The organism is Streptomyces sp. NPDC005262 (genome assembly GCF_042872425.1).
Taxonomy (GTDB): domain Bacteria; phylum Actinomycetota; class Actinomycetes; order Streptomycetales; family Streptomycetaceae; genus Streptomyces.
On sequence record NZ_JBIAKK010000003.1, the window covers coordinates 206,556 to 231,355 of the forward strand.

Consider the following 24,800-nt stretch of genomic DNA (forward strand, 5'->3'; position numbering starts at 1 on the left):
CATGTTCCCCTCGCAGCCGACGCGTGCCACGGACGGCGGCCGTTTCAAGGCCGGTGGGTGGCGGCAAAACTGAGTGGCCGTCCGGGGTTGGCTCGTCCGGCCCCGAACGGCGAGGTCGCCCCGGAGGGGCCGGGCTCACCGTCCTGACCAGGTCAGCAGTTTGTCCGCCGGCCATGAGGTGATGACCCGTTCCGCCGGCACACCGCACTCCTCGGCACGGGCACATCCGAAGATCTGCCAGTCGAGCTGACCCGGTGCGTGGGCGTCCGTGTCAATGGCGAACAGCACTCCGGCATCGACGGCGCGACGCAGCAGACGCCGGGGCGGATCGAGCCGTTCGGGCCGGCTGTTGATCTCCAGGGCGGTGCCGGACTCGGCACACGCGGCGAACACTTCGTCCGCGTCGAACCGCGACTCCGGGCGCCCCCGGCCGGTGATCAGACGGCCTGTGCAGTGCCCCAGAACGTTCGCCTGCGGATGACGGACGGCGGCGACCAGCCGGCGGGTCATGGTCCGCGCGTCCATCCGCAGTTTGGAGTGCACGGACACGACCACCACGTCGAGCCGCTCGAGCAGTTGCTCCTCCTGGTCGAGGGAGCCGTCCGGGAGGATGTCGCACTCGATGCCGGTGAGCAGCCGGAACGGCGCCCAGCGCTCGTTGAGTTCGGCCACGACCGCCAGCTGGCGGCGGAGCCGTTCCGGCGACAGGCCGTGTGCCACGGTCAGCCGGGGAGAGTGGTCGGTGAGGGCCGCCCACTCGTGTCCCAGCTCCGCGGCCGTACGGCCCATCTCCTCGATCGGGCTTCCGCCGTCCGACCAGTCGGAATGCAGATGACAGTCCCCCCGCAGCACGGCACGCAGCGTGCTGCCGCCTTCGGTGAGCGGACCGGCGGTGTCCTCCTCCAGTCGCCGGAGGTAGCCCGGGACTTCCCCGGCCAGCGCTTCCCGTACGACCTGTGCCGTCTTCGGCCCGATGCCTCTGACCGACTCCAGCGTCCCCGTCGTCACACGCTCCGCGATCTCGTGGCCGGTCATCGCTCCGATCGCACCAGCCGCTGTACGAAACGCCTGTGCGCGATAGGTGGCTGCCCGGTCGCGTTCCAGCAGGAAGGCGATCCGGCGCAGGGCGTCGACCGGATCCATCAGCACCTCCCGTCCCGCCACGACACCACGGGGCTGCGCAATTGGGCTCCTCCCACGTCGGCGCCCCGTACGCTCCCGCTCAGCCGCTGCCGTACACCGCCGGGCGGCGCGCCGGAGGAGACGCGGCGGGCACCGGGCCGACACCTCCTCCGGGCCGTGGTCAGTGGCTCTCTGCTGCCGGTTCCAGGACGAGAACGGGAATCTGCCGGTCCGTCTTCTCCTGGTAGTCGGCGTAGTCGGGAAAGGCCTCGACCGCACGCTCCCACCACACGCGCTTCTCGTCGCCGGTGACCTCACGGGCGTTCATGTCCTGGCGGAGCGGACCGTCCTGCAGCTCCACCCGGGGGTCCGCGGTGATGTTGTGATACCAGACGGGATGCCGGGGCGCTCCGCCCAGCGAGGCGACCACGGCGTAGGCACCGTCGTGCTCGACCCGCATCAGCGGTGTCTTGCGGATCTTGCCGCTCTTGGCTCCGCGCGTGGTCAGGATGATGACCGGCATGCCCCGCATCGTGGTTCCGTCCGTCCCTCCCGAACTTTCGAACAGTTCGACCTGATCGCGGACCCACTGCTCGGGGCTCGGCTCGTACTCACCCTTGAGAGGCATGGCATCTGTCCCATCGTCGGCATTCGGGCAGCGCGTACATCGATGTGTCCCGCTGCACCGAGAAGTCTTTCATCATGGCGCCGTCCCGGGATCCGGGCGAGTACGCGTGTCACAGCGGCAGTTCGGTCCCGCGCGAGTCGGGGCGCGGGCGGAACGGCGGTGCCGTCATCGCGTTGGCGGGCGCGATGCCCCCGCTGTACGGGGCGGGATGACGGACCCACTTCTACGCCCACCTCAGCAGGTCTCGCTGCTCGCGGACGAAGAGCACGAGTGACGCTCAGCGCAGCCGCGCCTCCCAGTCCGCCGGAACCATGCCCTGCGGACCCGGGGTCGGCTGAGTCACCGGGTGACAGGTCGGTGCGAGCAGCTCCGGCCCGTCGTAGTACTCCTCGGTCTCGACGTTCCACATCCAGCTCTCCCCCGGCTCGAAGCTGGCCAGGAACGGATGGCCCGCGTCGCGGGCATGCTTCGTTCCGTGCTGCCCGGGTGAGGAATCGCAGCACCCGATGTGTCCGCAGGCAGCGCAGCGACGCAGGTGGAACCACCACCCCGGTCCGTCGCCCGCCGTACAGTCCGCACACCCTGTGCCACTGGGAGCCGCGGTGGGATCGATGCCTGGAATCCGGTCAGGTGCCATGGGACGTGCCTCCGTGATCAAGCGTGAGCACACGGACCTCAAAGGTCTTGGCTCGACGCGCTGAGGCCTTCCGTTTCCCCTTCCGCATCGTAAGGCCGGGTGGGGCGGCGCGCCTGTGTCGGTCGTCCCTCACCTCACCGGCTGCCGACCAGCCGCCGCCGGAGTGCGGCGAGTCGGGGATGCCGTTCATGCATCTCAGCCGAGTGGCGGTCGAGTTCATGACCGAGCCGTTCGGCGCGCTTGTCGATGTCCAGCTCATCCAGAATGCGATCGACCTCGGCGAGCAGGGCACCATGGAGTTGCCACTCCCTGGGGTGTTCCTGGACATCCTCCAGCAGGAGGTCGGCCACCACGTCCCGGGCGGCGCGGCTGGACACCAGTGCGGCGGCCAGCCGCGACTCGGCGTCCTCGGCATTGGCGGACACCGGGGTGGTGATCAGCGTGGAGAAGCTTTCGATGGCCTCGGCCATCTGGGCGAAGAGTTCTCGGAGGGACAGCGCCACGTCCTCGGGGAGCAGCGCTTCCTCGGTGCGGGCCTTGGCCAGATCCGTCAGGGTGCGTGCCAGCACGCGCAGCACGACTGCGCAGATCTCCAGCGTGTCGAGTCCGGTACGCAGGACGATCCGGTAGAGGAGTCCCTGCCGGACGCGAGGGTTGAGCATGAGGCTCTCCTCGGCCTGCCGCAGCGAGGCGTCGACGGCCACGATGTCGTGGTCCAGCCGGCGGGCGTCGTGCAGTCTGGCCGCCGCCTGGGGGACGGAGATGTGTCCGCCGGCCTCCTCGCCCATGGCACGGAACATCCGTCCCATCTCCCGTGCCAGTGTGTCGATGGATGTCCCGGCGGTCTGCACCCACACGGGCGGTGCGAACAGCAGGTTGAACAACAGGCCGACGCCCGCACCGATCAGGGTCTCGAGTACGCGGTCCCACGCGGTGTAGGCGATCTGGGACACGCCGAGGACGAGCATCGCGCTGATGGCCACCTCGGGCACGAACTCGTCGACCCGCACCATGCGTCCGATGATCAGCGAGCTGAAGATCGTCAGCCCCAGGCTCCACCAGGTCAGGCCCACCAGAGCACTGAATCCGATGGCGATGAGCACCCCGACGACGACGGAGTTGACCCGCCGGATGCCCGTGGTGAGTGTCGCGTACAGGGTGACCTGCACGACCAGGAGCGCGGTGAGCGGAGCCGTCAGCGGAGCGGGCTGAGGAAGGGTCCACACCGCGACGACGTAGGCGATGACTGCCGCCGCCGTCGAACGCAGGGTCTGCGCCGCGACAGGTTCGGTGGTTCGCCGTACGAGCTTGACCACAGGTGCGGAGAGTTCTGGCATCTCACTCCCCTTCCCTCGCGCGACCGCTTGCAGCCCCACGAATGGACCGGACGGGTGCCGATGCGCCGAGATCGACCGGCGCAACCGACACCGGAGACCCGGTCCGGCCCGGCCGATCCAGGGCTCGCGGGCCTTGTGGAGTACCGGCGGTGGAACCGGCCGGTGGCCCGGGACGCGCAACCGCACCTCATGAATGCGGCAACGTACAGGAAACACCCTCAACAGAAAGTTGACCCGCTCCGCGTCACCGCGCCCCACGCTCGAACACATCGTCCGTCCGCACTCACGCCCACCCACCCGTCCTTACGCGCACCCGCCCGTCCCCCGCCCCTCTACGGAGGCATCCGTGTCACAGGCACCGTCCTCGCCCGCCCTCGCCCGCCACCCCGTCGACCAGGTGCTGCCGCCCGGCCGGCTCGGGATTCTCGGTGTGCAGCACGTGCTGGTCATGTACACAGGCTGCGTCACCGTCCCCCTTGTCTTCGGCTCCGCCGCCAAGCTGGACACGTCCACCGTCGGGCTGTTGATCAACGCCGACCTGTTGGTGGCAGGCCTGATCACGCTGGTCCAGGCGCTCGGCATCGGCAAACTCCTCGGCGTGCGGCTGCCGGTCGTCGCCGGAGCCACCTTCACGGCGGTGACTCCGATGATCCTCATCGCGGGCGAGTACGGCATGCGGGCCGTGTACGGGTCCATGATCGCGGCAGGCGTCTTCGGCCTGCTCGTCGCCGTGCCCTTCGCCCGCGCCGTACGGTTCTTCCCGCCGCTGGTCAGCGGTTCGGTGATCACCGTCATCGGGCTCTCGCTCATCGGAGTCGCCGCCGGCCTGATCGCCGGTCTCGACCCCACGGCCAAGGATTACGCCGCCCCCAGCCACCTCGCGCTGGCGGGCGGCATCATCCTGCTCATCATCGTCCTCAGCCGTTTCACCCGCGGCTTCCTCGCGCAGGTCAGCGTGCTCCTGGGCCTGGTCGGTGGCACCCTGGTCGCCGTTCCGATGGGCCTGACCGATTTCTCCTCGGTCGGGCAGGCCGGCTGGCTGGGCGTCTCCTCGCCGTTCCATTTCGGCACCCCGCAGTTCCCGATCGCCGCCGTCATCTCGATGTGCGTCGTGATGCTGGTGACGTTCACCGAGTCCACCGCCGACATGCTCGCCGTCGGTGAGATGACCGGCCGCCCGCTCTCCAAGCATGACTTGGCCCGGGGGCTCGCCGCCGACGGTCTCTCCGGCATCCTCGGCGGCATCATGAACGGCTTCCTGGACACCGTGTTCGCCCAGAACGTCGGGCTGGTCGGCATGACCAAGGTCCGCAGCCGCTACGTCGCCGCCGTCGCCGGAGGCATCCTGGTCCTGCTGGGCCTGGTCCCCAAGTTCGGCGAGATCGTCGCCTCGCTCCCCGAACCGGTGATCGGTGCGGCCGGTCTGGTCATGTTCGCCACCGTGACCGCCGTGGGCATCAGGACCCTGCGCACGGTGGAGTTCGAGGGCACCGACAACCTGATGGTCGTCGCTGTCTCCATCGGGATCGGCATGCTCCCCGTCGTCGCGCCGTCGATCTATCACGCCTTCCCGACCTGGGTCCAGATCATCGGGGGCAGCGCCATCACCAGCGCCACCCTCGCCGCGTTCCTCCTGAACCTGCTCTTCAACCACACAGGCGGCCGCGGCAGATCCACGACGGCCGAGCCGGTGACCACCACGGGGGCGGCCACTTCCGGCCCGACCTGACGAACCCCGAGGCCCGAGTCCCGCCGCCCCCTGAGGGACGGGACTCGACGGTCCTCCGACGCGGGGACGGCGAGGCCCGTCGGCCTCGCCGTCCCTCCTGCGGGGTCTGTCCGTCAGGCGTTGAGGACACCCGCGCCCAGCAGAGCGAAGAGCAGCACGCCCACGATGATGCGGTAGATGACGAACGCGTTGAACGAGTGCTTGGCGACGAACTTCAGCAGCCAGGCGATCGAGGCGTACGCGACGACGAAGGAGACCACCGTGCCCACGGCGAGCGGGACCGCGCCCACCCCGCCGCCGACCGCGTCCTTCAGCTCGTACAGTCCGGCGCCGGTCAGTGACGGGATACCGAGGAAGAACGAGAGGCGGGTCGCGGCGACCCGGTTGAGGTCCAGGATGAGGCCGGTGGACATGGTGGCGCCGGAGCGGGAGAAGCCGGGGAAGAGGAGCGCCAGGATCTGGGAGCAGCCGACCAGCATCGCGTCCTTGAACGTGGTGTCCTCCTCGCCTCGCCTGTGCCGGCCCATCTGGTCGGCCGCCCACATCACGCCGCTGCCGACGATCAGCGATCCGGCCACCACCCACAGCGAGGCGAGCGGGCCTTCGATGAGCCGCTTCGCGGCGAGTCCGACGATCACGATCGGGATCGTGGCGTAGATGACCCACCAGGTGAACTTGTAGTCGTGGCTGTCCCGTTGGTCGCGATGGGCCAGGCCCCGTGTCCACGCGGTGACGAATCGGACGATGTCCTTGAAGAAGTAGACGAGGACGGCGGCAATCGCACCCACCTGGATGACGGCGGTGAAGGCAACGACGCCCTTGTCGTCCACCGGGATGTCCATCAGCCCCTCGGTGATCTTCAGGTGCCCGGTGGAGGAGATCGGCAGGAACTCGGTCACCCCCTCCACGATGCCGAGAACGACGGCCTGTCCGATGGTGATGGCGCTCAAGTGTTCCGTCCTTGCGAAGCATTCGATGGGATGACGGTGGTGGTGCGGTGCGATGGCACTCTCGGCTCAGGGCCGCAGCCCCGGGAAGCGAGGCCAGCGCAGCCTGCGGCAGCCGGTCGGCGGGTGAACCGGTCCCGGGCCGGGCAGTGCCCTGGGCTCGGGCGTGTCACGGGGCATGGGATTCCTGTCCTGGCGGCGGGCGTCACGGTTCAAGAGCATGCGTGGCACACTCGGGGAAGGCCATTGTCTTCTACGCGCGCGTAGAAGATGGGTGTGACTGTAGAGGATGAGCCAGGAGGCAGCCAACGGTGGATGCGGTCGAGCGTGCCGGGACACACGAGACGGACAGCCGCCTGGCCAACGGGAAGCGGGAGGCCGAGGTGCTCGCCGTGCTCCGGTCGGCGCAGGAGCCGCTCACCCCGAGAGCCGTACGTGAAGCCATGGACGACGACTTGTCGTACAGCACCGTCGTGACCATCCTGACCCGGCTGTACGAGAAGGACGTGCTCACCCGGGTCCCACGAGGCCGGGCCTTCGCCTACGCGCCCGCGACCGACGAACCGGGTTTCGCCGCCCGGCGGATGCGCCAGGCCATGGAGGAGGTTCCGGATCGCGAGACGGTTCTCACGCGTTTCGTCGACGACCTGTCGAGCGGTGACGAGGCGCTTCTGCGCCGCCTGCTCGGCGGCGACCTGGACTCCGGCCGGTAGGGACACGAAGGCTGCCATGCATCTCGCCATCTACCTGCCGCTGCTCTTCCCGCTGCTCGCGGGACCCGCCGCCCGGCCGCTTGCCGACCGGCTGGAACCGCGGCTGGCCACCTGGGTGCTGACCACGGCGTCCGTGGTGCTGGCCGCGGGCAGTACGACGGTACTCGGCCTGCTCGCCCTCGCCGGCCTGGTGCGTATCCCGAGGATCGCCCGACTCGCCGATCTGTCACCGGCGGTGCTGGGACGCGACGATCCGGCGTGGGTGCCGGTGGCCGTGCCGGCCGCGGTGCTGCTGCTCGCCGTGACCGTGGTCGCCTCCCGCTTCGTGCTCCGCAGGGTGCGGGCGGTGTGCGCGGCTGTTCTGGAGTCCGCATGCTTCCCGGGTCAGGATCCGCTCGTGGTGATGGAGGAGTCGGCCGCCGACGCCTTCGCGATGCCCGGACTGCCCGGCCGCATCGTGGTCTCGACGGGCATGCTGGCCACGCTCGACGAAACCGAGCGGGCAATCCTGTTCGCGCACGAGCGGGCCCATCTGCGCGCGCACCACTATCTCTTCGCCGCAGCGGCCCAACTGGCGGCAACCGCCAACCCGTTGGTGCGCCCTCTGGCGGCTCAGGTCTCCTACACGGTGGAGCGGTGGGCGGACGAGGCCGCGGCAGGCACCACCGGCGACCGGCGGCGGGTGGCTGTCACCGTGGGAAAGGCGGCGCTGGCGACAAAGCGCTCCGGTGGTCTGCGACGGCTGCCCGCCGCGGCCCTGGGACTTCTCGGCCGCCGGGGTGCGGGGCGCCGGACGGAGGGGGAGCGGAACGGGCTGGACAAGGCGGGCCCTGTGCCGCGGCGGGTGGCTGCGCTCCTGTCCCCCGCACCGACGGGCGGGAAGTGGCGAGCGGCGGTCACCGCGGCCTACCTGACGGCTGCCGTCCTGTGCACGTTCGAAGCCGCCCGGGATCTGCACGAGGTGCTGGAGCGGGCCAGGGGCAGCTGACCGGCAGTTCCCCGGGCCGAGAACCCCGGAGACGCACCGCGTACGGGTGGGCGGTCAGCTACTGCCGTCGAGGCTCGGCAAGGCCTGGGAAAGCTGGACACGAACGGGTTCGCGCAGACCTCTGTGCTGGAGGCGGGCCGCCAGGTCCCGGATCGCGGGGAGGCGAGCGAGCAGCGCCTCCCCCGGGCAGTCGGTGGCAAAGCCGTCGCGATGGGCGGAGATGGCATTGAAAGTGGCGGAAGTTCCTTTGAGGTAGCGGCTCTTGTCGTTGGTGGACGTTAGTCGAACCTTGCTGCGGGGGTCGACATCGCGCAGGCCGAGTTTCCATGCGGCGATGGCTGCGATGGCATGTTCCATGGGCGCCGGCACCTTTGCCCCTCGCTCGAAGGTGCCGATCGCCGCGATCCCCGCGGTGCCCTGGTTGAACCCGAGTGTGTGGGAGCCGACGACGGGGCGGTCGACACCTCCGGCGCGGCCTTCGTAGATGTTGCCGCACCGGTCGACGAGGAAGTTGTAGCCGATGTCCCCCCAGTCCCGGTCACGGGTCTGGCCCGTGTACAGGTTGCGCAGGATATGTGGCACGTCGGCGCAGTCGTAGGCATTGGTCGTGTCCGTGTGGTGAATGAAGATCGCCGTCACCCCGTTCGCGTAGTGGGCCCGGGGATCGCGCTTGGTCTCGTCGGCCCGCCACTGCGCACGCGACACGATGGCGGGGCGAAGTGCCGCATGGGGGAACGCCATCGCACTCAGCGCAACGAGCGACGGCGTGGAATCGACGGTCGGCGCCGGCCCCGTACCGGCCGGAAGCACCGAAGCGGGGCTGCCCGGCATCGTCCCGCCGACGACCCCGGCCATCGTCACCCTTGCCGGTGCCGCCACGAGTGGTACAGCCGCAATGGAAGCTGTGAGGGGCAGAACTATCCGCCACATACGCACAGGGGGCCTTCTTTCCTTTTCGCCGAGCGGGCGGCGGGAGCACGTGAGCCCGCGAAGGGCTGTCCCGTAATCCCTGATGGATCAGCGCACGGCGTGAGATGCGGTGCATCGCCATGCGGAGGTGCGTCCGCATGGCGAATGTATTCGGGCGTTCCGACAACGCGGCGAGGCGCCGTAGCGGTCGTCGCGCGCCCGCCAGGGATTGCGGGACAGCCATCAGCCTTGCGGCAGGAGGTTCGCCGCGCGCGCCGGACTACTGCATGCAGGCGAGTACGACGGGCCGACCTCGGTGTAAGCCCGACGACAGCTCGGCCGACCCGTGCGGCAGGCTGCGGGGGCGATGGAAAGGACCTCGGGGCCGCCGTCGCAGGACAGTTCCCGTGACGGCGACCGGTGCGGGCTCAGCTCAGCCGGGTGGCGAAGCCACGGGTCTGATCGGGTGGAGTGGCATCGACCTCAAGGGCGGCAGTGCCGAGATCGTGTACTGGCTCCTGCCCGCAGCACGCGGCGGCGGTGTGGCGGTCGAGGCCACGAAGCGTCAGCCGGTGGGCCCTGGACGACCTCGGCCTCCACCGTCTCCGACTGTGCCACTCGGTGGCCAACCCGGCGTCCTGCCGGGTGGCGGCCAAGGCCGGATACTCCCTCCAAGGCACCATGCGCAGCGCGCTGCTGCACTCGGACGGCTGGCACGACCAGCACCTGCACGCCCTCGTCCAGGGCGACATCGACGTCTGAAGTCTGCTGCGACCGCGCCGGTCACATCCACTTCCGCACCCAGGCCCCTGCAGGCGTTCGCCGGTCGGAGGATCGGCGACGCCATGGTGCACCGACAGTCGCATCGCCGAGAACGACGAAAGCGGGTGGCGACGGGCGCGGAGGGCATGGGCCGAGTCCCGGGTGGGTGGTCGCCGGGCGGCACCCGTGAGGGGCGCCGCCCGGCCCGGGCGGCGCCGGACCGGGGGATGTCGGTGCCGCCGCACGGGCGCCGGGGGTCAGCGCTCGCTGTCGAGGTGGTTCATCAGTGGCGCGGCGTAGCGCGCGCCCGCCGCGGAGCCGGCCGGAACGGCCTGCTCGATGACGGCGAGATCCGCCTCCGTGAGGGTCACGGTTTCGGCGCCGAGCGCCTCGGACAGCCGCTCACGGCGGCGGGCGCCGACCAGCGGCACGATGTCCTGGCCCTGGGCGGCGACCCAGGCGATGGCGATCTGGGCGACGGTGGCGCCCTTGGCCTCGGCGATCTTGCGCAGCGCCTCGACCAGGGCGAGGTTGCGGTCGAGGTTGTCGCCCTGGAAGCGCGGGCTGATGCCGCGGAAGTCGTCGGCGGCGAGCTTCCGGTCACTGGTGAAGTGGCCGCTGATCAGGCCGCGGGACAGCACACCGTAGGCGGTGACGCCGATGCCCAGCTCACGGGCGGTGGGCAGGATCTCGTCCTCGATACCGCGGGAGATCAGCGAGTACTCGATCTGAAGGTCGGCGATGGGGTGCACGGCCTGGGCGCGGCGCAGCGTTTCCGCGCCGACCTCGGACAGGCCGATGTGGCGGACCAGACCGGCCTGGACCATCTCGGCGATGGCGCCGACGGTCTCCTCGACCGGCACGCTCGGGTCGAGCCGGGCGGGGCGGTAGATGTCGATGTGGTCGGTGCCGAGGCGACGCAGGGAGTAGGCGAGGAAGTTCTTCACGGCCGCGGGACGGCCGTCGTAGCCGCTCCAGCCACCGAGGGCGTCGCGCAGCGCCCCGAACTTCACGCTGATCACGGCGTTGTCGCGGTTGCGACCGCGCAGGGCGTCACGGAGAAGCAGCTCGTTGTGGCCCATGCCGTAGAAGTCGCCCGTGTCGAGGAGCGTGACGCCGGCGTCGAGTGCGGCGTGGACGGTGGCGACGGACTCGGCGTCGTCGGCCGGTCCGTACAGGTCAGACATGCCCATGAGTCCCAGGCCGAGGTAGGAGACCGCGGGGCCGTCGGTGCCGAGAATGCGGGTGTTCACAGAGAGCGATCCAATCGTACGTTAGCGTCGATAACGAGAAGTCGTTATCAGCGATGTCACCGATGCTAACAGGACTCAGGTAGCGTTGATTCCATGACCGCCGAGAAAATCTCCGAGAGATCCGAGAGAAGCACCGACACCCGCGACCGGATCCTCGCCGCCGCCGCGGAACTGCTGGCCGAGGGCGGCGGCGACGCCGTCTCCACCCGCGCCGTGGCTCAGGCCGCCGGTGTCCAGGCGCCCACGCTCTACCGGCTCTTCGGCGACAAGAAGGGCCTCCTCGAAGCCGTCACGGCGTACGGCTTCGAGCGCTACCTGTCGGACAAGCAGTCGCTCCGGGCCACCGGCGATCCGGTCGAGGACCTGCGACGCGGCTGGGACCTGCACATCGACTTCGGTCTGACCCACCCGTCGTTCTACGCACTGATGTACGGCGCCGTGCGGCCGGGCGAGCGCCCCGCCGCCGCGGAGGAGGCCCATGCGGCTCTCGTCGGCATGCTGGAGCGGGTCGCCCGGGCGGGTCGCCTGCGCGTTCCGGTCGCCGCCGCCGCGCAGATGGTGCAGGCCACGAGCGTCGGTGTCGCCCTGACGCTGATCGCCGATCCGGCAGGCGCACGGGACAGCGAACTGTCCGCCCGTACGCGCGACACAGTGCTCGCTTCCCTCACCACGGATCCCCGGCCCGCGGACGACCTGGACACGCCCGCCGCCAGGGCGATCGCCCTGGCCGCCGTCCTGCCGGACCTCTCCGATGCGCTCTCGCCCGGCGAGGCCGTACTGCTCCGCGAGTGGCTCCAGCGCCTCGCGACCACGAACGGCACCCCGACGCCGGACGCGTCCCCGACCGGGCCCACGACCGGCGACACCCCGACCTGAGCCTGCCGCAGGGGCCACGGTCGCTGTCGTCGGCGGTCGCGGTCGGTCGGAGCAGCCGATGTGCGGCTCACGCGATGTGGCGACCGGCCGGCCCGTGCGGCCTGCCCTGGCGGGTGGCGCCCTCCTGCACCCCGAGCAGCAACCGGTCGTCGGTGGTGGTCAGGAGCAGGCGACCAGTCCGGCCGCGTCCACCGTGAAGACAGCCCGCCCTGCGGCGACCTGTCGGTCCCGGTCGGGGCCGGGGCGGACCAGCCGGTCCAGCGAGCGGAGCAGCGCGATCTCGTCGGCAGCATGCTCGGTGAGGCCTGCGGCAGCCATCTCGTTGACACCCTCGGCGCCGTGGCCGGCGATCGGCCGGTATCCGACGACCGGTACGCCGGCGGCAAGGGCCTGCTGGGCCGTCTGCCCCGCGGCGTTGTCCACCAGGGCGCTCGACGCCGTCATGAGCTCGGGCAGGTCCTCGACCCAGCCCAGTGCCAGAACGCCGGGGAGCAGCGCGGCACGCTCCCGCAGCTGTTCGTCCCTGCCGCACAGCAGCACCGGTATGTGGCCTGCGCCGGCGAGCAGCAGCGCCGTGTCGGTCAGCCCGTGGCCCACGCCCCAGGCCCCGGCCGAAATCAGCACGGCTGCGCGGTCGGGGCCGCGCCGGGCGAACTCCCGCGCCCAGCGGGACGGCCGCCCGCCCGGGTTCTCCTGGCCGGCCGAGGCGAAGACCGGGGGCACGATCGGGCCGCACACCTCTGCCGGGCGTCCGGTCGTGGCGCGGACGCGTGCCGCGGCGGCCTCGGTCAGGCACAGGTGCAGGTCGTTGCCGGGATGCAGCCACTGCCGGTGCACGGCGAAGTCGGTGACCACGACCGTGCTGGGAGGGCAGACGCCGTCCCGGGACCGCAGCCGCCCCGTGACCTGAGCAGCCTGGTGGAAGGTGGACACGAGCGCGTCCGGTCGCCAGCGTTCCACGACGTTGCGCAGGCGCGGCTCCAGGACTGCGGCCAGCGGCCCGGTGCCCGGCGCCCAGTTGTTCCGGTCGCCCGGGTTCCCGTGGTCGCGGAAGAATGCCGAGTAGACCGCTCCGTAGGCCCATGGGCAGCGGCGCAGCGTCGTGCGGTAGACGGCGCGCAGCCCGCGCCCGGCGCCGGGGGGCAGCAGGTCGAGGAGGTCCACGCATGCTGTCAGGTGGCCGCCGGACCGCAGACGCTCGGCCAGTTCGGCGGCGACGGCATCGTGTCCGGCGCCCATGCTCGCGCTGACGATCAGAATCCGACGTCCCATTCTTGGATATTCCTCCGCATGGATCCTCCGCGCATGGCGGCCGGTGCGCACACCCGGACGGGCGGGCCGTTAGCCCAGTGCGGTCGTGCGCGTTTGCCGTTGCGTCGGTTGCATGAAGGATTACTCAGTACGGGTCGGTACAGGCGGTGCTTCGAGAGCACCAGGATGTCGGCGGCCCCGGAGGACGGAAGGCCCATGCGCAAGAGCCCCCTACCCCGCGGTATGCCCGCAGCCGAAGCCGAAGTGGCGCTGTCGGCTGCGGCCGCCGGCCCGTCTGCCCGCGGCCCGCGTCCGGTCGCGTTGATCACCGGGGCCTCCTCCGGTATCGGTGCCGAAGTCGCCTCACGGCTCGCGGTCGGCGGCCGTTGGGAGCTGTTGCTGAACGGGCGGGACGAAGGCCGGCTAGGCAGCGTCGCCGCACGCACTTCCGGTGTCGCGCTGCCGATGGACCTGGCCTCCGAGGAGGGCTGCCGCAGGCTGGCCGAGGCCGCATTGGCGCACAGCGGCAGGGTCGACGCGCTCGTCGCCGCGGCGGGGCTCGGCTGGGCCGGCGCCTACACCGACATGCCGCCCGCCACCTTGGACCGCCTGGTGAACGTCAACGTCTGCGCCGTTCTCCATCTCGTTCGCCTGGTCCTGCCGCAGATGGTGTCCCGCGGATCGGGCCGGCTGGTGCTCATCGGCTCTGTCGCCGGCCGGTTCGGCGTGCGGGGTGAGGCGGCTTACGCGGCCACGAAGGGCTCGCTGATCGCGTTCGCGGACAGCCTGCGCTACGAACTCCAGGGCACCGGCGTCCAGCTCTGCCTGGTGCTGCCGGGGCCCGTCGACACTCCGTTCTTCACCCGCCGTGGCACGCCGTACACGCGGTCCTGGCCACGGCCGGTATCCGCCGGGCGGGTCGCGGCAGCGGTCGAGGAGGCGCTGGCCGGTGGGCGGGACGAGATCGCCGTGCCGCGCTGGCTGGGCGTGCCGGGCCGGGTGCAAGGTGTGGCCCCGCGGCTCTTCCGCAAGCTGGCCACGCGCTTTGGCTGAGCGGGGCCACCGCAACGGACTCGCGCGCAGGGTTGGTGACACGTGATCATCCTCTCCGTCGTACTGGCGCTGCTCGCCGCACTGGGGAACGCGGGAGCCTCCGTGCTGCAGCGCCGCGCCGCGACGGTCGACCTGCCCGGCCTCCCTGGCAGCCATCTGTTCGGAAGGCTGGGATTCATCCGCCGGCCGGCCTGGCGCTGGGGTGCGGGGCTGCTGGTCGTCTCCGGGCTGGCACAGGCCCTCGCCCTGGCGACCGGGCCACTGGCTGTGGTGCAGCCGGTGATGACGACGGAGCTGCTGTTCACACTGGTGCTGGCTGCGATCGTCTTCCGGAGGCCGCCCGGGGTTCGTACCTGGGGTGCGTTCCTCGGGATGGCGCTGGGTCTGGTGGTCTTCCTCCTGCTGGCCAGTCCGACCGGCGGCCTGGAGACCGTGCCGCCGAGGAGGTGGCTGCTCGGCGCCGTGCCCGCCGCCGCCGTGTCGACCGTGCTGATCGTGGTGGGCATGCGGCTGCTGGGCTCCGCGCGTGCGGCGGTACTGGGGTCGGCGACCGCCATCGGCTTCTCCTTCACCGCGGCGCTGATCAAGGACACTCTCGGCCTGGTGTCCGGCGGGGTCGAGGAGCTGTTCGCGACGTGGCAGATCTACACGGCCGCGGCCGTGGGCCTGGGCTCCTTCCTGCTGCTGCAGGCCACGTTGCGGGCCGGCTCGCTGGCGGCGTCGCAGCCCGCGCTCACGCTCGGCGACTCGTTCCTGAGCGTCATTCTGGGCGTAGCGCTCTTCGAGGAGCAGATCGACCTTGGCTGGCGGGTGCTGCCGGAGGCTGCGGCGCTGGGGCTCATCGCGCTCGCCAGCGTGCAGCTGAGCAGTTCACCGGTGGTCTCCGGAAAGGAAGAACAGCGATGGTAGGACGCTCCGGCGCAGGGCGGACCGCGGTGTCGTCCGGCGCGGTGGCCGGTGCGGTGAGTGCGGCCGTGGCCGGTGCGTGGCACATCGGGCCCGCCGCCACCTGGCTGCCGCCCGTACGGAGGATTTTCAGCCCGGCGCTGGACGGCCGGGGCCATCCCGCCCACGTGGCGCTGACCTTCGACGACGGGCCTGACCCGGCCAGTACCCCACACTTCCTGCGCGTCCTGGACGAGTACCGGGTGCGGGCCACCTTCTTCGTCGTCGGCAGCTCGCTGGAACGGCATCCGGCCCTCGGCCGGGCGCTTGTGGCGGGTGGTCACGAGGTCGCGGTGCACGGCTGGCAGCACGAGCGCCCCTGGTTCCCCACACCGCTGCGCGACGTACGGGAGGTGACGCGCACCGTCGGCGCGGTACGGCAGATCTGCGGGACCGTTCCGCAGTGGTACCGGCCGCCTTACGGCATCCTCACCGGGGGCCGCCTGGCGGCTGCCCGCCGCGCCGGGCTGCGACCGGTGCTGTGGTCGGCCTGGGGCCGGGACTGGACCGCGTACGCCGATGCTCGCTCCGTGCGGGCATCGGTCCTCGCAGATCTGACCGGCGGTGGCACGGTGCTGCTGCACGACGCGGACGGGTGGAGTGCGCCGGGCGCCTGGCGAGCGGCGCTGGGTGCGCTGCCCGGCCTGCTCGCCGAGTGCCGCCGCCTCGGTCTGACCGCCGGCCCGCTCGCCGAGCACGGCATCGGCCGCGTCCACACCGGCACACCTCCTGACCGGGCACGGCGCCGCCGGTGAGAGCGACGGCCTCGCCGGTGGACGTCCGGTCCGGTATCCAGTCCCTGACCCCGGCCGCTCTCGTGATCCTCGCCGCCGCGTTGCGCTCGCTGTCCCGCGGTTCGGTTCCCGTACCGCATGGCCCCTCGTGCGGCGCACGCTCCTCGGATGGCCCGCATCGGAGTAATCGCCCTGGTTTCGACCGACCGCCGCCGGCACGACCGGGCTACAGTCGGCCAAGTACGAGAAGCGCCTGTCCCCGGACATCCCCGGGCACCGTCCCCGGTGTCCGGCCGGGCCTCGGGCCCGCCGCCACGTATCGGCCTCGCGCCCGGTGCCGGGCCAGCTGCTCAGCGACGTATCGCTGCCGATGCTTCTGACGTGGAGCCTTCATGACCACACCGCAAGATCTGTTGATCGTCGCCTTGGACGTGGAGCCCAGCCGTCCCGTGGAGCAGGGCGATCTGTCGCTGGCGCTCGCGGGAGCCGAGGTGATCGATCTCATCGATGCCCAGGCCCTGACGCTGGATGACGACCGCATCGTGCCGGGTGCCCGGTGGACACTGGCGGATCGTCTGTTGGACGAGGCCGCGTCGTCGCTTGTTCGGCAAACGCCCTACGAGTCGGTCGAGGACTGGTTGTGGCGCCGGGGCCGCGGACTGTCCTCGGCCTATCTGGCCGCCCTGGAGGCGGAAGGACAGGTCACCCGGCAGCACGGCCGCTGGAGTCCCGCGCGGAGCGCCCGGACGGCGCTGGCCGACTCACCCGCTCGCCGCCACGCGGCGGAGCGCTGGACGTCGGACGAGCCCGTCCTCGCGGTCCTCGGTGCTGCCGTCGGAATCCGCGAAATGCCTGCCGAGGCCTCCCCGAGCGTGGCCGGCGACGCGGTCGAGACGGTGCTCGCCGCCGTCAACGACGCAGTGATGGAACTGGAGGCCGTACGGCAACGGCGAGCCATCGAAGACGCCGCCTTCGACAACATCTGGCGCGGCCAGTGACGGGGGCGCGGGTGGACCCTGAACCGCGTCCACGAGCCGGGAGCTTCAGCCACCGGCGATGAACCGCAGATGATGCCGTGATGGAACCGGATGGCGACCTCGAGTCGCCGGCTCATGACGTCAGGTCCCGAATGATTCATCCGCCACGTCCGATGTGGCCGCTCGCCCGGCATGCATGAGCGCGTGGAGACTTCGCAGAGAGGTGCGCCCGATGGACAGGCGGACGTTTTCCAGAATTCTCACCGCAGGGGCTGTCGGAACCTCGATACCGGCACTTCCGGTGACATCTGCCTCGGCGCCCGACCGGGAAAAGCACACGGTGCCCCCGACAGGAAGGCCGGGTAACACGTCCTTCGGCCCACTGAAGCAGGTCGATGCCGGGGTCCTGAACATCGGATACGCCGAGGCCGGCCCCGCCGACGGCCCCGTGGTCGTCCTTCTGCACGGCTGGCCCTACGACATTCACAGCTATGTCGACGTGACACCCATGCTGGCTGCCAAGGGCTACCGGGTGGTCGTCCCGTATCTGCGCGGTCATGGCACGACGCGCTTCCTTTCGAGCAAGACGTTCCGGAATGCTCAGCAGTCGGTGATCGCTCTCGACATCATCGGGCTGATGGATGCGCTGAAGATCGAGAAGGCGGTCCTCGCCGGCTTCGACTGGGGTGCACGGACGGCCGATATCATCGCGGCGCTCTGGCCGGCACGCTGCAAGGCGCTGGTGTCGGTGACCGGCTATCTGATCACCAACCGTGAGCGCAACAAGGCGCCGCTACCGCCGGAGGCCGAGTGGGCGTGGTGGTATCAGTACTACTTCGCCACGGAACGGGGCAGGCTCGGCCTGGAGCGGTACAAGCACGCTTTCGCGAAGCTCATCTGGAAGAACGTCTCCCCGACGTGGCATTTCGATGACGCAACATTCGAGCGCACTGCGGCCGCCTTCGACAACCCGGACTGGGTTCCCATCGTGATTCACAACTACCGCTGGCGACTTGGCCTGGCCCAGGGCGACCCACAATTCGATCACCTCGAGAAGCAACTTGCCCAGAGCCCCGTCATCTCGCTCCCGACGATCACGCTCGACGGTGAGCTGGATCCGTTCACTCCGCCCGGTGACGGCGCCAGTTATCGCGGCCGCTTCACGGGCCCGTACGCCCACCGGACCCTGAAGGGCGTCGGCCACAACCTGCCGCAGGAGGCCCCTGAAGCCTTCACCGAAGCCGTCGTCGAGGTCGACGGCTTTTGATCCGGCAACCCGCTGTCTGCTTACGGTCGTCCAGCGGATGTCCCGGTGGATGTCCGTCAGCGCAACTCGGCGTCACCCACCCCCAGCACCGGCCTCCAGCGCCGACCTCCAACGTGATGGGAACACCTCTCCGCTGTCGGCCCAAGGCCTGTCCCGTGATCCCTGGCGGGCGCCACGGTGCAACCGGGAGAGACGTGTTCCATGTCACCACCTTGACAGGTGACGAACTCGCATGCAAACATCGTCACCAGCCTGACCAGTGATGCAGCTGTGAGTGCGTGACAGCTTCGGCGTCCGACGCGAACTCTCCGGCAGTTCGACTTCGGCGCCGTACACGTGATCACACGGGCCATCGCCCCCGCCGGTGCCGCACCTCCGGCAACCGGCAACGATCCACGCTTCAGCACGACAAGCGCAGGAGGCGACCCATGTCGCGAACAGAGCAGGTTCCGAGCGACGCCGAAGTGGCCCGTCACGCCCGGTTCGGCAAACTGCCGGAGCGCATCCGCCTGGAGGACACGACCGAAGGGCACGCAGCCACGGTCCTGGATCCGGCGAGGAACGCGTACAACTACGACGAGTGGCTCGTCCGCATGTGTCTGTGACGTGCCGGACGCTCCGACCATCCAGCAAGGGATTCCCATGAAGATGTCAACGGCGCTGAAGAGGGTGTCGGTAGCCGTGGGTGTGGTGACCATCGCGTTCGGCTGCTTCACCCAACTCTTCTGAAACACCCCCTGATCCCGGGAGATATGACCTGGTGGTTGTGGGCCGCGGTCCACACCCCGCCGACCCGCCCCGGCCGCCGGCCGAGGACTTCGCGGACAACCGGTAGGACCCTGTTACGTCTCCGGGCGCGGCCCTGCTGGTCCGTGCCTCGGACAGGCTCGGTCCGACGGCGGGAGGCGGTGTGACCGAGCGTCTACTCCTGGACGATCACTGCGGTTTGGAGGCGCGCCGCGTCCTGACCGGGCGGGGCTCCGAACATGCGCCGGTACTCGCGGCTGAACTGCGACGGGCTGTCGTAGCCGACCGCGTGCCCGATCGCGGCCACGTCGTGCGACGCCGCGATGAGTTGAATGCGGGCCTTCTGGAGCCGGAGCTGCTTTTGGTACTGCAGCGGACTCATGGCGGTCACCGCGCGGAAGTGCCGGTTGAGCGAGGAGACGCTCATACCGACTTCGCGGGCGAGGTCCTCGATGCGAATCACCTGGTCATAATGCTTCCTGATCCACTCGGTCGCGCGGGCGACGAGGGTCATGCGACTGTCGGCCAGGCCGATCTGCCTGACCAGGGCCGCCTGGGGCCCGTTCAGCAGTCGCCAATGAATCTCGCGTCGCACACCGGGCGCCAGTACCGGGATGTCACGCGGCTCGTCCAGCAGACGCAGCAGCCGGACGACGGCGTCGAGCAGCTTGTCGTCGGCGTCGCTGGTAGCGATGCCCGGCCCATCATCGGAGGGGACGTCGGTGGGGCTCGCTTCCACCAGCAGCTGGGCGATGATCGCGGGTTGCAACGGAAGTCCGAACGCGAGGAACGGCTCGGCGGGCGTGGCGTCCGTGATCTGTGAGGTCAGGGGAAGGTCGACAGTCGCGACGAGGTACTGGCCCGAGTGGTAGTCGAATACGCGGTCATTGAGGACCGAGCGCTTCGCTCCCTGGGCCACCAGAGCGATCACGGGTTCGGTGACGGTGCCCAGCGGCTCGGTCACGTGCTCGGTCGAGAACACGGTCATTCCCTCGACCCGCACCGGGCGTGGGCTGCCTGCGGCGAGCCGCGCGATCCGGTTTCGGATTTCGTCCAGGTGATGCACCACACCAGTGGACCATGGAATTGTGCGCGAGGCCAACATGATCCGGGCAAGGTTGAGCGAATTGTGCAACGATCCGCGCGCATCGATCTAGGAGATCGCCAGGCGGCGAGGTCGAATGGAGGGGCACCGGGATGGCCTCCACGGCGTCCCCGAACATCGTTCCGCCGAGGAGTTCCACCATGTCACTCGATTCCTACGTCACGCTCGGCCGCTCCGGTCTGCGCGTCAGCCCCTTCACGCTGGGCACGATGACCTTCGGTGAGGATCACGGGTGGGGCAGCAGCCCACAGGAGTCCGCGAACATCCTGGCCGCCTATCTGGACCGGGGCGGCAACTCGATCGACACCGCGAACATCTACACCAACGGCCACTCCGAGAAGATCATCGGCGACTACTTCGCGAGCCGGTCGGGGCTGCGTGATCGGGTCGTGGTCGGGACGAAGTTCTTCGGCAACCTGTACGAGAACGACCCCAACGGCGGCGGACCCGGCCGGAAGGCGATCGTGCAACAGCTGGAGAACTCGCTGCGGCGTCTGCAGACCGACTACGTCGACATCTACTGGCTGCACAATTTCGACCCGACCACGCCGGTCGAGGAGACCCTGCGCGCACTGGATGACCTGATCCGCGACGGCAAGGTCCGCTACGTCGGATTCTCCGACGTGCCGGCGTGGGCGGCTGCCGAGGCGGCCACCATCGCGCGCTTCCGCGGGTGGGCTCCGATCATCGCGCTCCAGTTGGAGTACTCCCTGCTCGAACGCACCTCGGAGGGGGAGTTGATCCCCATGGCTCAGGCCCTGGGCATGGGTGTGATGCCATGGAGCCCGCTGAAGAGCGGGTTCCTGTCCGGCAAGTACTCCAGCGCCACCACCGGCCCGGTCGACACCACGCGCACGCAGCTGGTCGGTGCCCCGAGCGAGGCCGACTACGTCGTGATCGACGCGCTCCACGCCGTCGCCGCCGAAGTCGGCGCCAGTCCCGCCGCAGTGGCCCTGGCCTGGGTGCAGGGTCGTCCCGGGATCACCTCCACTCTGGTCGGTGCGCGCCGCATCGATCAGTTCGAGGCCAACCTGCATGCCCTGGACGTGACCCTCACCGAGGCCCAGCGCGGTGTGCTGGACGACGTGTCCGCTCCCACGCTGAACTTCCCCGCCGACAACAACAGGACGTTGGCGCCGATGATCCAGTTCGGCGGGGCCACCGTGGACGGGCGCGCCTCGGCGGTGTCGCCGCTCCTGCAGGCCAACAACGCCCGCTACTGACCACCCTTCCGGGACACAGCAACGAACCGGCCCTCGGCAAGGCCCGCCCGAGTCCGCGACCGGTCGTGATGGCCGCCGAACACCGTCGGCCACGTAGTGGACGCCGGCCTGGCGGTGGTGGGTGGTCGCGTCGAGCAAGCCGATCCCAGCGGCCGGAGGCGGGAGCGGTGCGGGGGCGGCGGAGAGCAAGCCCACGACGGCGGGCTCAGCCCTTACGGCCCTTCCTGTGACGGCGGTCGGGACGTCGGCCGGCCGGCAGATCGATCCATCGCACGGTGCCGGGGGCGATCAGGTGGGTGTGGCCGCCCAGGACCAGCCGCAGGGCCGGCTGGTGCGAGCGCGGTACCGCGATCCGGAGCCGCTGCGCTCGTACACCCAGGTCCACGTCCCCGTGTCCGCGGAATCGGATGCGTACCCCGAATTTCGAAAGCTGCGGAAGCGGGGCCGGGGACAGCCACAGTGCGTCGTCACGGGTCTCCAGCCCGGTCATCCCGCACTGCACGAAATCGAGGGTGCCGGCCATCGCCCCCAGGTGGATGCCTTCGGCGGTGGTGCCGCCCTGGATGTCGACCACATCACCGGTCAGCGCCTCTTCGCAGTAGGTCCACGCCTCCTCACGATGCACCCGTGCCAGCACCCAGGCGTGAACCAGAGAACTGAGGGTGGAGCCGTGGCTGGTACGCGCGAGGTAGTGGTCGACGGTGGCGCGCCAGGTTTCGTCGTCCAGCACATGTCCGAGGCGCCGGAACAGGCCGCCCAGCTCTCCGGGTGAGAAGAGGTAGCCGAGCATCAGCACATCGGCCTGCTTGGAAGCCTGGTAGCGGTCGACCGTGTCGCCCTCCGCCTCAAGGATGCGGTCGAGCCGCCGGATGTCGCCATAGCGCTTCCGGTAAGCGGCCCAGTCGAGTTCGTCGAGTTCTCCGTAACCGGCGAACTGACTGATGACACCACGGTGATACGGCACATACAGCCGCCGGGAAATGTCGTCCCACCGTTCCAGCTCAGCGGGGTCGAGCCCCGAGCGCTCCAGCAGGCTCCTGCGCCGTGGCTCGGGCAGGTCGCGGTAGAGTTCCGTGGCTCGTGCCAGCACCCAGGCCGCCGTCACATTCGTGTAGGCGTTGTCATCGATGCCGGCGCTCCCGGCTCCCGGATAGGCGTCGTGGTACTCGTCGGGGCCGACCACACCCCGGATGCGGTACCGCTCCAGCGACGCGTCCCATTCGGCGCCGGAAGCCCAGAACCGGGCTATCTCCAGCAGCATCTCCGCACCCCTGGAGTGCAGGTACTCGGTGTCCGCGGTGGCCTGACAGTACTGCCACACGTTGTAGGCAACGGCCGAACCCACGTGGTGCTGCAGTCGTGAACGGTCGGGCAGCCAGCGCCCCGAACGCGGGTTGAGATGGAGTTCCTGAGTCTCCTCCCGGCCGTCGTCGGCACTCTGCCAGGGGAACATGGCCCCCTCCCGCCCCGCCTGTTGCGCCGCCCGGCGGGCTGCGGACAGCCTCCGGTAGCGGTAGTCCAGAAGTCCCCGGGACACCTCCGGGAAATGCAGACTCAGAAACCTCAGGACGAACAGCTCGTCCCAGAAGACGTGGCCCCGGTACGCCTCACCGTGCAGTCCTCTCGCCGGTACACCGACGTCGAGTTCGGCGGTGTGCGGAGACAGCGTCTGCAGCACATGAAAGAGGTGCAGTCGCAGGATCCTGCCCGCCTCGCCCGGAACCTCGATACGGGCCCGCCCCCACAGGCCGGCCCACGCCCGACGGTGCGAGGCCAGCAGCCCCGCGTAGCCCGGGGCCGTCCGGACACCGGCCACGGCAGCCCGCAGGGGGCTGCCGATCGCCTGGTCACGCGATGTGTACAGCGCGACCGTCTTGTCCACGACGGCGTCGCGTTCCGCGTCCAGCGGCAGCACCATCGTCTGGAAGATCTGCCGTGGCGTCTGCCGGGGACGGGAATGCCGACCGGACTCAGCTGTGCGCCCGTCCGGACCGCCGGACATCGCGACGGTGCGGGAGGCCAGCGCGAAGCCGATGTCCGACTCCACGGTGCGGCAGCTCAACCACACCACGTCGTCCTGTTCCGTTCCGGTCGACCAGCCGGTCAGATGGCGGTCGGACAGGTCCCCGTACCGGGCGACACCGGTGTTCCGGATGTCGCCGTCGATCGCCGCCTCCACCTCGATCGAGCCGGTCCAGCCGTCCGCGGTGAAAACCGTGTGCAGAGCGGCGAGATGCGGGGTGCCCATATGCACCAGACGGCACTGCTCGACATCCAGACGACGGCCTGCCTCGTCCACGTAGACGGACCGGCGGTTCAGCGTGCCGCGGCGCAGATCGAGAGTCTGCCGGTGTTCCTCGAGATGTTCGTGGTCCGGTGAGAGCCACGGTCCGGGGTCTGCGCCGACGGGGCGGATCCGGTAGCGCAGCGGCAGCCAGTTCGGCAGGTTCACCAGGTCGGCGTTCTCCACCTCACGGCCCTGGACCGATGAGATCAGCCGGTCGTAGCAGCCCGCCATGTACGTGCCCGGGTAGCGAGACCCGCTCATGGACGACTCGGATGCGGCTCCACGGGTGGCGAAGTATCCGTTGCCGAGTGTGCACAGCGCCTCGCGCAGCCGCTCCTCGTCCGGCTCGTACCCCTCGTACGACCACTCCCAGGCCCCCGTCATCGGTCGTCCACGCCGCTCAGCAGTTCACCGGGATCGGACACCACGATGTCGGCCCCACGGCGTCGCAGGTCCGCGGCGCCGCCGGAGCTGTCCGACCGGTCCACGCCGACCACGAGCCCGAATCCGCCGCGCCGGCCGGCCTCGACACCGGCGAGGGAGTCCTCCACCACCGCGGATTCCGGAACCGGGACGTGGAGCCGCCGCGCCGCCTCCACGAAGAGTGCGGGATCCGGTTTTCCCGTGAGACCCAGCCGCCGTGCCTCGTTCCCGTCGACCACTGCCCCGAACTGCCCGATGAGTCCGGCCCGCGACAGCAATTCCGTCGCATGGCGGGAGGCGGACACGGCGGCGCAGGGCACCCCTTCGCTTCGCAGCGCCTGAAGGAGACGAACCGTGCCGGGCCACACATCGACCTGGTGCGTACGCAGCCTTTCCGTGAACAGTTCGTCCTTGCATGCGGCGACCGCCCAAACCGTCGCGGTGCCCGGCGGGTCGTCCGGGCTCCCTTCGGGAAGCTCCAGCCCTCTCGACGTGAGGAAGGCCGCCGCACCGTCGCGTCGCGAACGGCCGTCGACATGGCGGAGATAGTCGGCGACCGGATCGAAGGGCAGTTGCCCCTCCCGCTCCGACAGACAGGCGTCGAACGCTTGCTTCCAGGCCGCCGCGTGACTCCGGGCAGAGTCGGTGATCACTCCGTCGGTGTCGAAGACCACGGCCCGCACAGAGCGCAGGCACGGTGCCGAAAACGGTACGGCTGCCATGAACGGGGCTGTCCCTTCGTCAGGGTCTTCATTCATGGCATCACGGTTCCAGGACGCGGGCGCGTCGTGGTTCTCAGTAGGGCAGAGGCCGCCCGGAGGGGGTACGCAGGTCGAGGGGCGGCGGCCCCGAGACCGGCGGTGGACGGCGGACGATTCTGATGCGGC

General features: G+C 70.0%; 22 protein-coding genes and 1 pseudogene. 12 read left to right on the forward strand and 11 right to left on the reverse strand.

All coding sequences use genetic code 11. The features are described from left to right. Positions 1-135 precede the first annotated feature (135 nt). From ACFYP5_RS10840 to ACFYP5_RS10855, 4 genes are all read right to left on the reverse strand, one after another. Positions 136-1,143 carry a PHP domain-containing protein gene (locus tag ACFYP5_RS10840; protein WP_389034429.1) on the reverse strand — a complete coding sequence of 336 codons (1,008 nt, stop codon included), beginning with the start codon at positions 1,141-1,143 and terminating at the stop codon, positions 136-138. Between the two features lie 160 nt (positions 1,144-1,303). Next, positions 1,304-1,750, reverse strand: a complete 447-nt coding sequence (locus tag ACFYP5_RS10845) for a nitroreductase family deazaflavin-dependent oxidoreductase (RefSeq protein WP_389033406.1) — start codon at positions 1,748-1,750, stop codon at positions 1,304-1,306. Positions 1,751-2,027: 277 nt separating this feature from the next. Beyond that, complete coding sequence (locus ACFYP5_RS10850) at positions 2,028-2,387, reverse strand: UBP-type zinc finger domain-containing protein (RefSeq protein ID WP_389033409.1); 360 nt, start codon at positions 2,385-2,387, stop codon at positions 2,028-2,030. A 134-nt stretch (positions 2,388-2,521) separates the two neighbouring features. Continuing rightward, the gene (locus tag ACFYP5_RS10855; RefSeq protein ID WP_389033412.1) at positions 2,522-3,724 is read right to left on the reverse strand and encodes an aromatic acid exporter family protein; all 1,203 of its coding nucleotides are present in this window, start codon (positions 3,722-3,724) and stop codon (positions 2,522-2,524) included. A 346-nt stretch (positions 3,725-4,070) separates the two neighbouring features. On the opposite strand from ACFYP5_RS10855, the gene ACFYP5_RS10860 reads away from it, so the two are divergent. Next, on the forward strand, positions 4,071-5,453 hold the full coding sequence (locus ACFYP5_RS10860) for a nucleobase:cation symporter-2 family protein (protein WP_389033414.1): 1,383 nt from the start codon (positions 4,071-4,073) through the stop codon (positions 5,451-5,453). A gap of 113 nt (positions 5,454-5,566) precedes the next feature. On the opposite strand, the gene ACFYP5_RS10865 is transcribed toward ACFYP5_RS10860, so the two are convergent. Further along, positions 5,567-6,403 (reverse strand): undecaprenyl-diphosphate phosphatase, encoded by an 837-nt coding sequence (locus tag ACFYP5_RS10865; protein ID WP_389033417.1) that lies wholly within the window; start codon positions 6,401-6,403, stop codon positions 5,567-5,569. A gap of 308 nt (positions 6,404-6,711) precedes the next feature. Here ACFYP5_RS10865 and ACFYP5_RS10870 point away from each other — a divergent pair, with 308 nt between their 5' ends. After that, positions 6,712-7,113, forward strand: coding sequence for a BlaI/MecI/CopY family transcriptional regulator (locus ACFYP5_RS10870; RefSeq protein WP_389033420.1), 402 nt, complete (start codon positions 6,712-6,714; stop codon positions 7,111-7,113). Between the two features lie 16 nt (positions 7,114-7,129). Continuing rightward, positions 7,130-8,101 carry a M56 family metallopeptidase gene (locus ACFYP5_RS10875; RefSeq protein ID WP_389033423.1) on the forward strand — a complete coding sequence of 324 codons (972 nt, stop codon included), beginning with the start codon at positions 7,130-7,132 and terminating at the stop codon, positions 8,099-8,101. Between the two features lie 54 nt (positions 8,102-8,155). Here the strand turns inward: ACFYP5_RS10875 and ACFYP5_RS10880 are convergent, their stop codons facing one another. Then, the gene (locus tag ACFYP5_RS10880; protein WP_389033426.1) at positions 8,156-8,956 is read right to left on the reverse strand and encodes a peptidoglycan recognition protein; all 801 of its coding nucleotides are present in this window, start codon (positions 8,954-8,956) and stop codon (positions 8,156-8,158) included. A 485-nt stretch (positions 8,957-9,441) separates the two neighbouring features. On the opposite strand from ACFYP5_RS10880, the pseudogene ACFYP5_RS10885 reads away from it, so the two are divergent. Further along, positions 9,442-9,772, forward strand: a pseudogene (locus tag ACFYP5_RS10885) (GNAT family N-acetyltransferase); the annotation flags it as partial. 257 nt (positions 9,773-10,029) lie between these two features. On the opposite strand, the gene ACFYP5_RS10890 reads toward ACFYP5_RS10885, so the two are convergent. Beyond that, positions 10,030-11,025 carry an aldo/keto reductase gene (locus ACFYP5_RS10890; RefSeq protein ID WP_389033429.1) on the reverse strand — a complete coding sequence of 332 codons (996 nt, stop codon included), beginning with the start codon at positions 11,023-11,025 and terminating at the stop codon, positions 10,030-10,032. Between the two features lie 93 nt (positions 11,026-11,118). On the opposite strand from ACFYP5_RS10890, the gene ACFYP5_RS10895 reads away from it, so the two are divergent. Further along, positions 11,119-11,901 (forward strand): TetR/AcrR family transcriptional regulator, encoded by a 783-nt coding sequence (locus ACFYP5_RS10895; RefSeq protein WP_389033432.1) that lies wholly within the window; start codon positions 11,119-11,121, stop codon positions 11,899-11,901. A 159-nt stretch (positions 11,902-12,060) separates the two neighbouring features. Here ACFYP5_RS10895 and ACFYP5_RS10900 read toward each other — a convergent pair whose 3' ends face one another. Further along, positions 12,061-13,173, reverse strand: coding sequence for a galactosyldiacylglycerol synthase (locus tag ACFYP5_RS10900; RefSeq protein WP_389033434.1), 1,113 nt, complete (start codon positions 13,171-13,173; stop codon positions 12,061-12,063). Between the two features lie 195 nt (positions 13,174-13,368). On the opposite strand from ACFYP5_RS10900, the gene ACFYP5_RS10905 reads away from it, so the two are divergent. The 6 genes from ACFYP5_RS10905 (at position 13,369) to ACFYP5_RS10930 (ending at position 18,733) form a co-directional block, all read left to right on the forward strand. After that, positions 13,369-14,205 (forward strand): SDR family NAD(P)-dependent oxidoreductase, encoded by an 837-nt coding sequence (locus tag ACFYP5_RS10905; RefSeq protein WP_389033437.1) that lies wholly within the window; start codon positions 13,369-13,371, stop codon positions 14,203-14,205. Positions 14,206-14,247: 42 nt separating this feature from the next. Further along, entirely contained in the window at positions 14,248-15,114 is an 867-nt protein-coding gene (locus ACFYP5_RS10910; RefSeq protein ID WP_389033438.1) for a DMT family transporter, read from the forward strand. After that, the gene (locus tag ACFYP5_RS10915) at positions 15,108-15,905 is read left to right on the forward strand and encodes a polysaccharide deacetylase family protein (protein ID WP_389033440.1); all 798 of its coding nucleotides are present in this window, start codon (positions 15,108-15,110) and stop codon (positions 15,903-15,905) included. The genes ACFYP5_RS10910 and ACFYP5_RS10915 overlap by 7 nt, the downstream gene beginning before the upstream one ends. A 371-nt stretch (positions 15,906-16,276) precedes the next feature. After that, positions 16,277-16,882: a GPP34 family phosphoprotein gene (locus ACFYP5_RS10920; RefSeq protein WP_389033442.1), complete on the forward strand. Its 606-nt coding sequence runs from the start codon at positions 16,277-16,279 to the stop codon at positions 16,880-16,882. Positions 16,883-17,093: 211 nt separating this feature from the next. Continuing rightward, the gene (locus ACFYP5_RS10925) at positions 17,094-18,128 is read left to right on the forward strand and encodes an alpha/beta fold hydrolase (protein WP_389034432.1); all 1,035 of its coding nucleotides are present in this window, start codon (positions 17,094-17,096) and stop codon (positions 18,126-18,128) included. Between the two features lie 428 nt (positions 18,129-18,556). Beyond that, positions 18,557-18,733, forward strand: a complete 177-nt coding sequence (locus tag ACFYP5_RS10930; protein WP_389033444.1) for a hypothetical protein — start codon at positions 18,557-18,559, stop codon at positions 18,731-18,733. 317 nt (positions 18,734-19,050) lie between these two features. Here ACFYP5_RS10930 and ACFYP5_RS10935 read toward each other — a convergent pair whose 3' ends face one another. Then, positions 19,051-19,863 (reverse strand): AraC family transcriptional regulator N-terminal domain-containing protein, encoded by an 813-nt coding sequence (locus ACFYP5_RS10935; protein ID WP_389034435.1) that lies wholly within the window; start codon positions 19,861-19,863, stop codon positions 19,051-19,053. Between the two features lie 257 nt (positions 19,864-20,120). Here ACFYP5_RS10935 and ACFYP5_RS10940 point away from each other — a divergent pair, with 257 nt between their 5' ends. Further along, entirely contained in the window at positions 20,121-21,203 is a 1,083-nt protein-coding gene (locus ACFYP5_RS10940) for an aldo/keto reductase (protein WP_389033446.1), read from the forward strand. Between the two features lie 205 nt (positions 21,204-21,408). Here the strand turns inward: ACFYP5_RS10940 and ACFYP5_RS10945 are convergent, their stop codons facing one another. Further along, entirely contained in the window at positions 21,409-23,874 is a 2,466-nt protein-coding gene (locus ACFYP5_RS10945; RefSeq protein WP_389033448.1) for a glycoside hydrolase family 65 protein, read from the reverse strand. Then, positions 23,871-24,635: an HAD family hydrolase gene (locus ACFYP5_RS10950; RefSeq protein ID WP_389034437.1), complete on the reverse strand. Its 765-nt coding sequence runs from the start codon at positions 24,633-24,635 to the stop codon at positions 23,871-23,873. Before ACFYP5_RS10950 ends, ACFYP5_RS10945 begins: the two co-directional genes overlap by 4 nt. Positions 24,636-24,800 lie beyond the last annotated feature (165 nt).

Bases quoted from the DNA above. Each gene is read 5' to 3' on its own strand.
- ACFYP5_RS10900 (WP_389033434.1), bottom strand. From the start codon at position 13,173: ATGGGACGTCGGATTCTGATCGTCAGCGCGAGCATGGGCGCCGGACAC.
- ACFYP5_RS10845 (WP_389033406.1), bottom strand. From the start codon at position 1,750: ATGCCTCTCAAGGGTGAGTACGAGCCGAGCCCCGAGCAGTGGGTCCGC.
- ACFYP5_RS10930 (WP_389033444.1), top strand. From the start codon at position 18,557: ATGTCGCGAACAGAGCAGGTTCCGAGCGACGCCGAAGTGGCCCGTCAC.
- ACFYP5_RS10880 (WP_389033426.1), bottom strand. From the start codon at position 8,956: ATGGCCGGGGTCGTCGGCGGGACGATGCCGGGCAGCCCCGCTTCGGTG.
- ACFYP5_RS10895 (WP_389033432.1), top strand. From the start codon at position 11,119: ATGACCGCCGAGAAAATCTCCGAGAGATCCGAGAGAAGCACCGACACC.
- ACFYP5_RS10905 (WP_389033437.1), top strand. From the start codon at position 13,369: ATGCGCAAGAGCCCCCTACCCCGCGGTATGCCCGCAGCCGAAGCCGAA.
- ACFYP5_RS10935 (WP_389034435.1), bottom strand. From the start codon at position 19,863: ATGACCGTGTTCTCGACCGAGCACGTGACCGAGCCGCTGGGCACCGTC.
- ACFYP5_RS10940 (WP_389033446.1), top strand. From the start codon at position 20,121: ATGTCACTCGATTCCTACGTCACGCTCGGCCGCTCCGGTCTGCGCGTC.
- ACFYP5_RS10915 (WP_389033440.1), top strand. From the start codon at position 15,108: ATGGTAGGACGCTCCGGCGCAGGGCGGACCGCGGTGTCGTCCGGCGCG.
- ACFYP5_RS10950 (WP_389034437.1), bottom strand. From the start codon at position 24,635: ATGGCAGCCGTACCGTTTTCGGCACCGTGCCTGCGCTCTGTGCGGGCC.
- ACFYP5_RS10855 (WP_389033412.1), bottom strand. From the start codon at position 3,724: ATGCCAGAACTCTCCGCACCTGTGGTCAAGCTCGTACGGCGAACCACC.
- ACFYP5_RS10925 (WP_389034432.1), top strand. From the start codon at position 17,094: ATGGACAGGCGGACGTTTTCCAGAATTCTCACCGCAGGGGCTGTCGGA.
- ACFYP5_RS10850 (WP_389033409.1), bottom strand. From the start codon at position 2,387: ATGGCACCTGACCGGATTCCAGGCATCGATCCCACCGCGGCTCCCAGT.
- ACFYP5_RS10920 (WP_389033442.1), top strand. From the start codon at position 16,277: ATGACCACACCGCAAGATCTGTTGATCGTCGCCTTGGACGTGGAGCCC.
- ACFYP5_RS10945 (WP_389033448.1), bottom strand. From the start codon at position 23,874: ATGACGGGGGCCTGGGAGTGGTCGTACGAGGGGTACGAGCCGGACGAG.
- ACFYP5_RS10875 (WP_389033423.1), top strand. From the start codon at position 7,130: ATGCATCTCGCCATCTACCTGCCGCTGCTCTTCCCGCTGCTCGCGGGA.
- ACFYP5_RS10840 (WP_389034429.1), bottom strand. From the start codon at position 1,143: ATGGATCCGGTCGACGCCCTGCGCCGGATCGCCTTCCTGCTGGAACGC.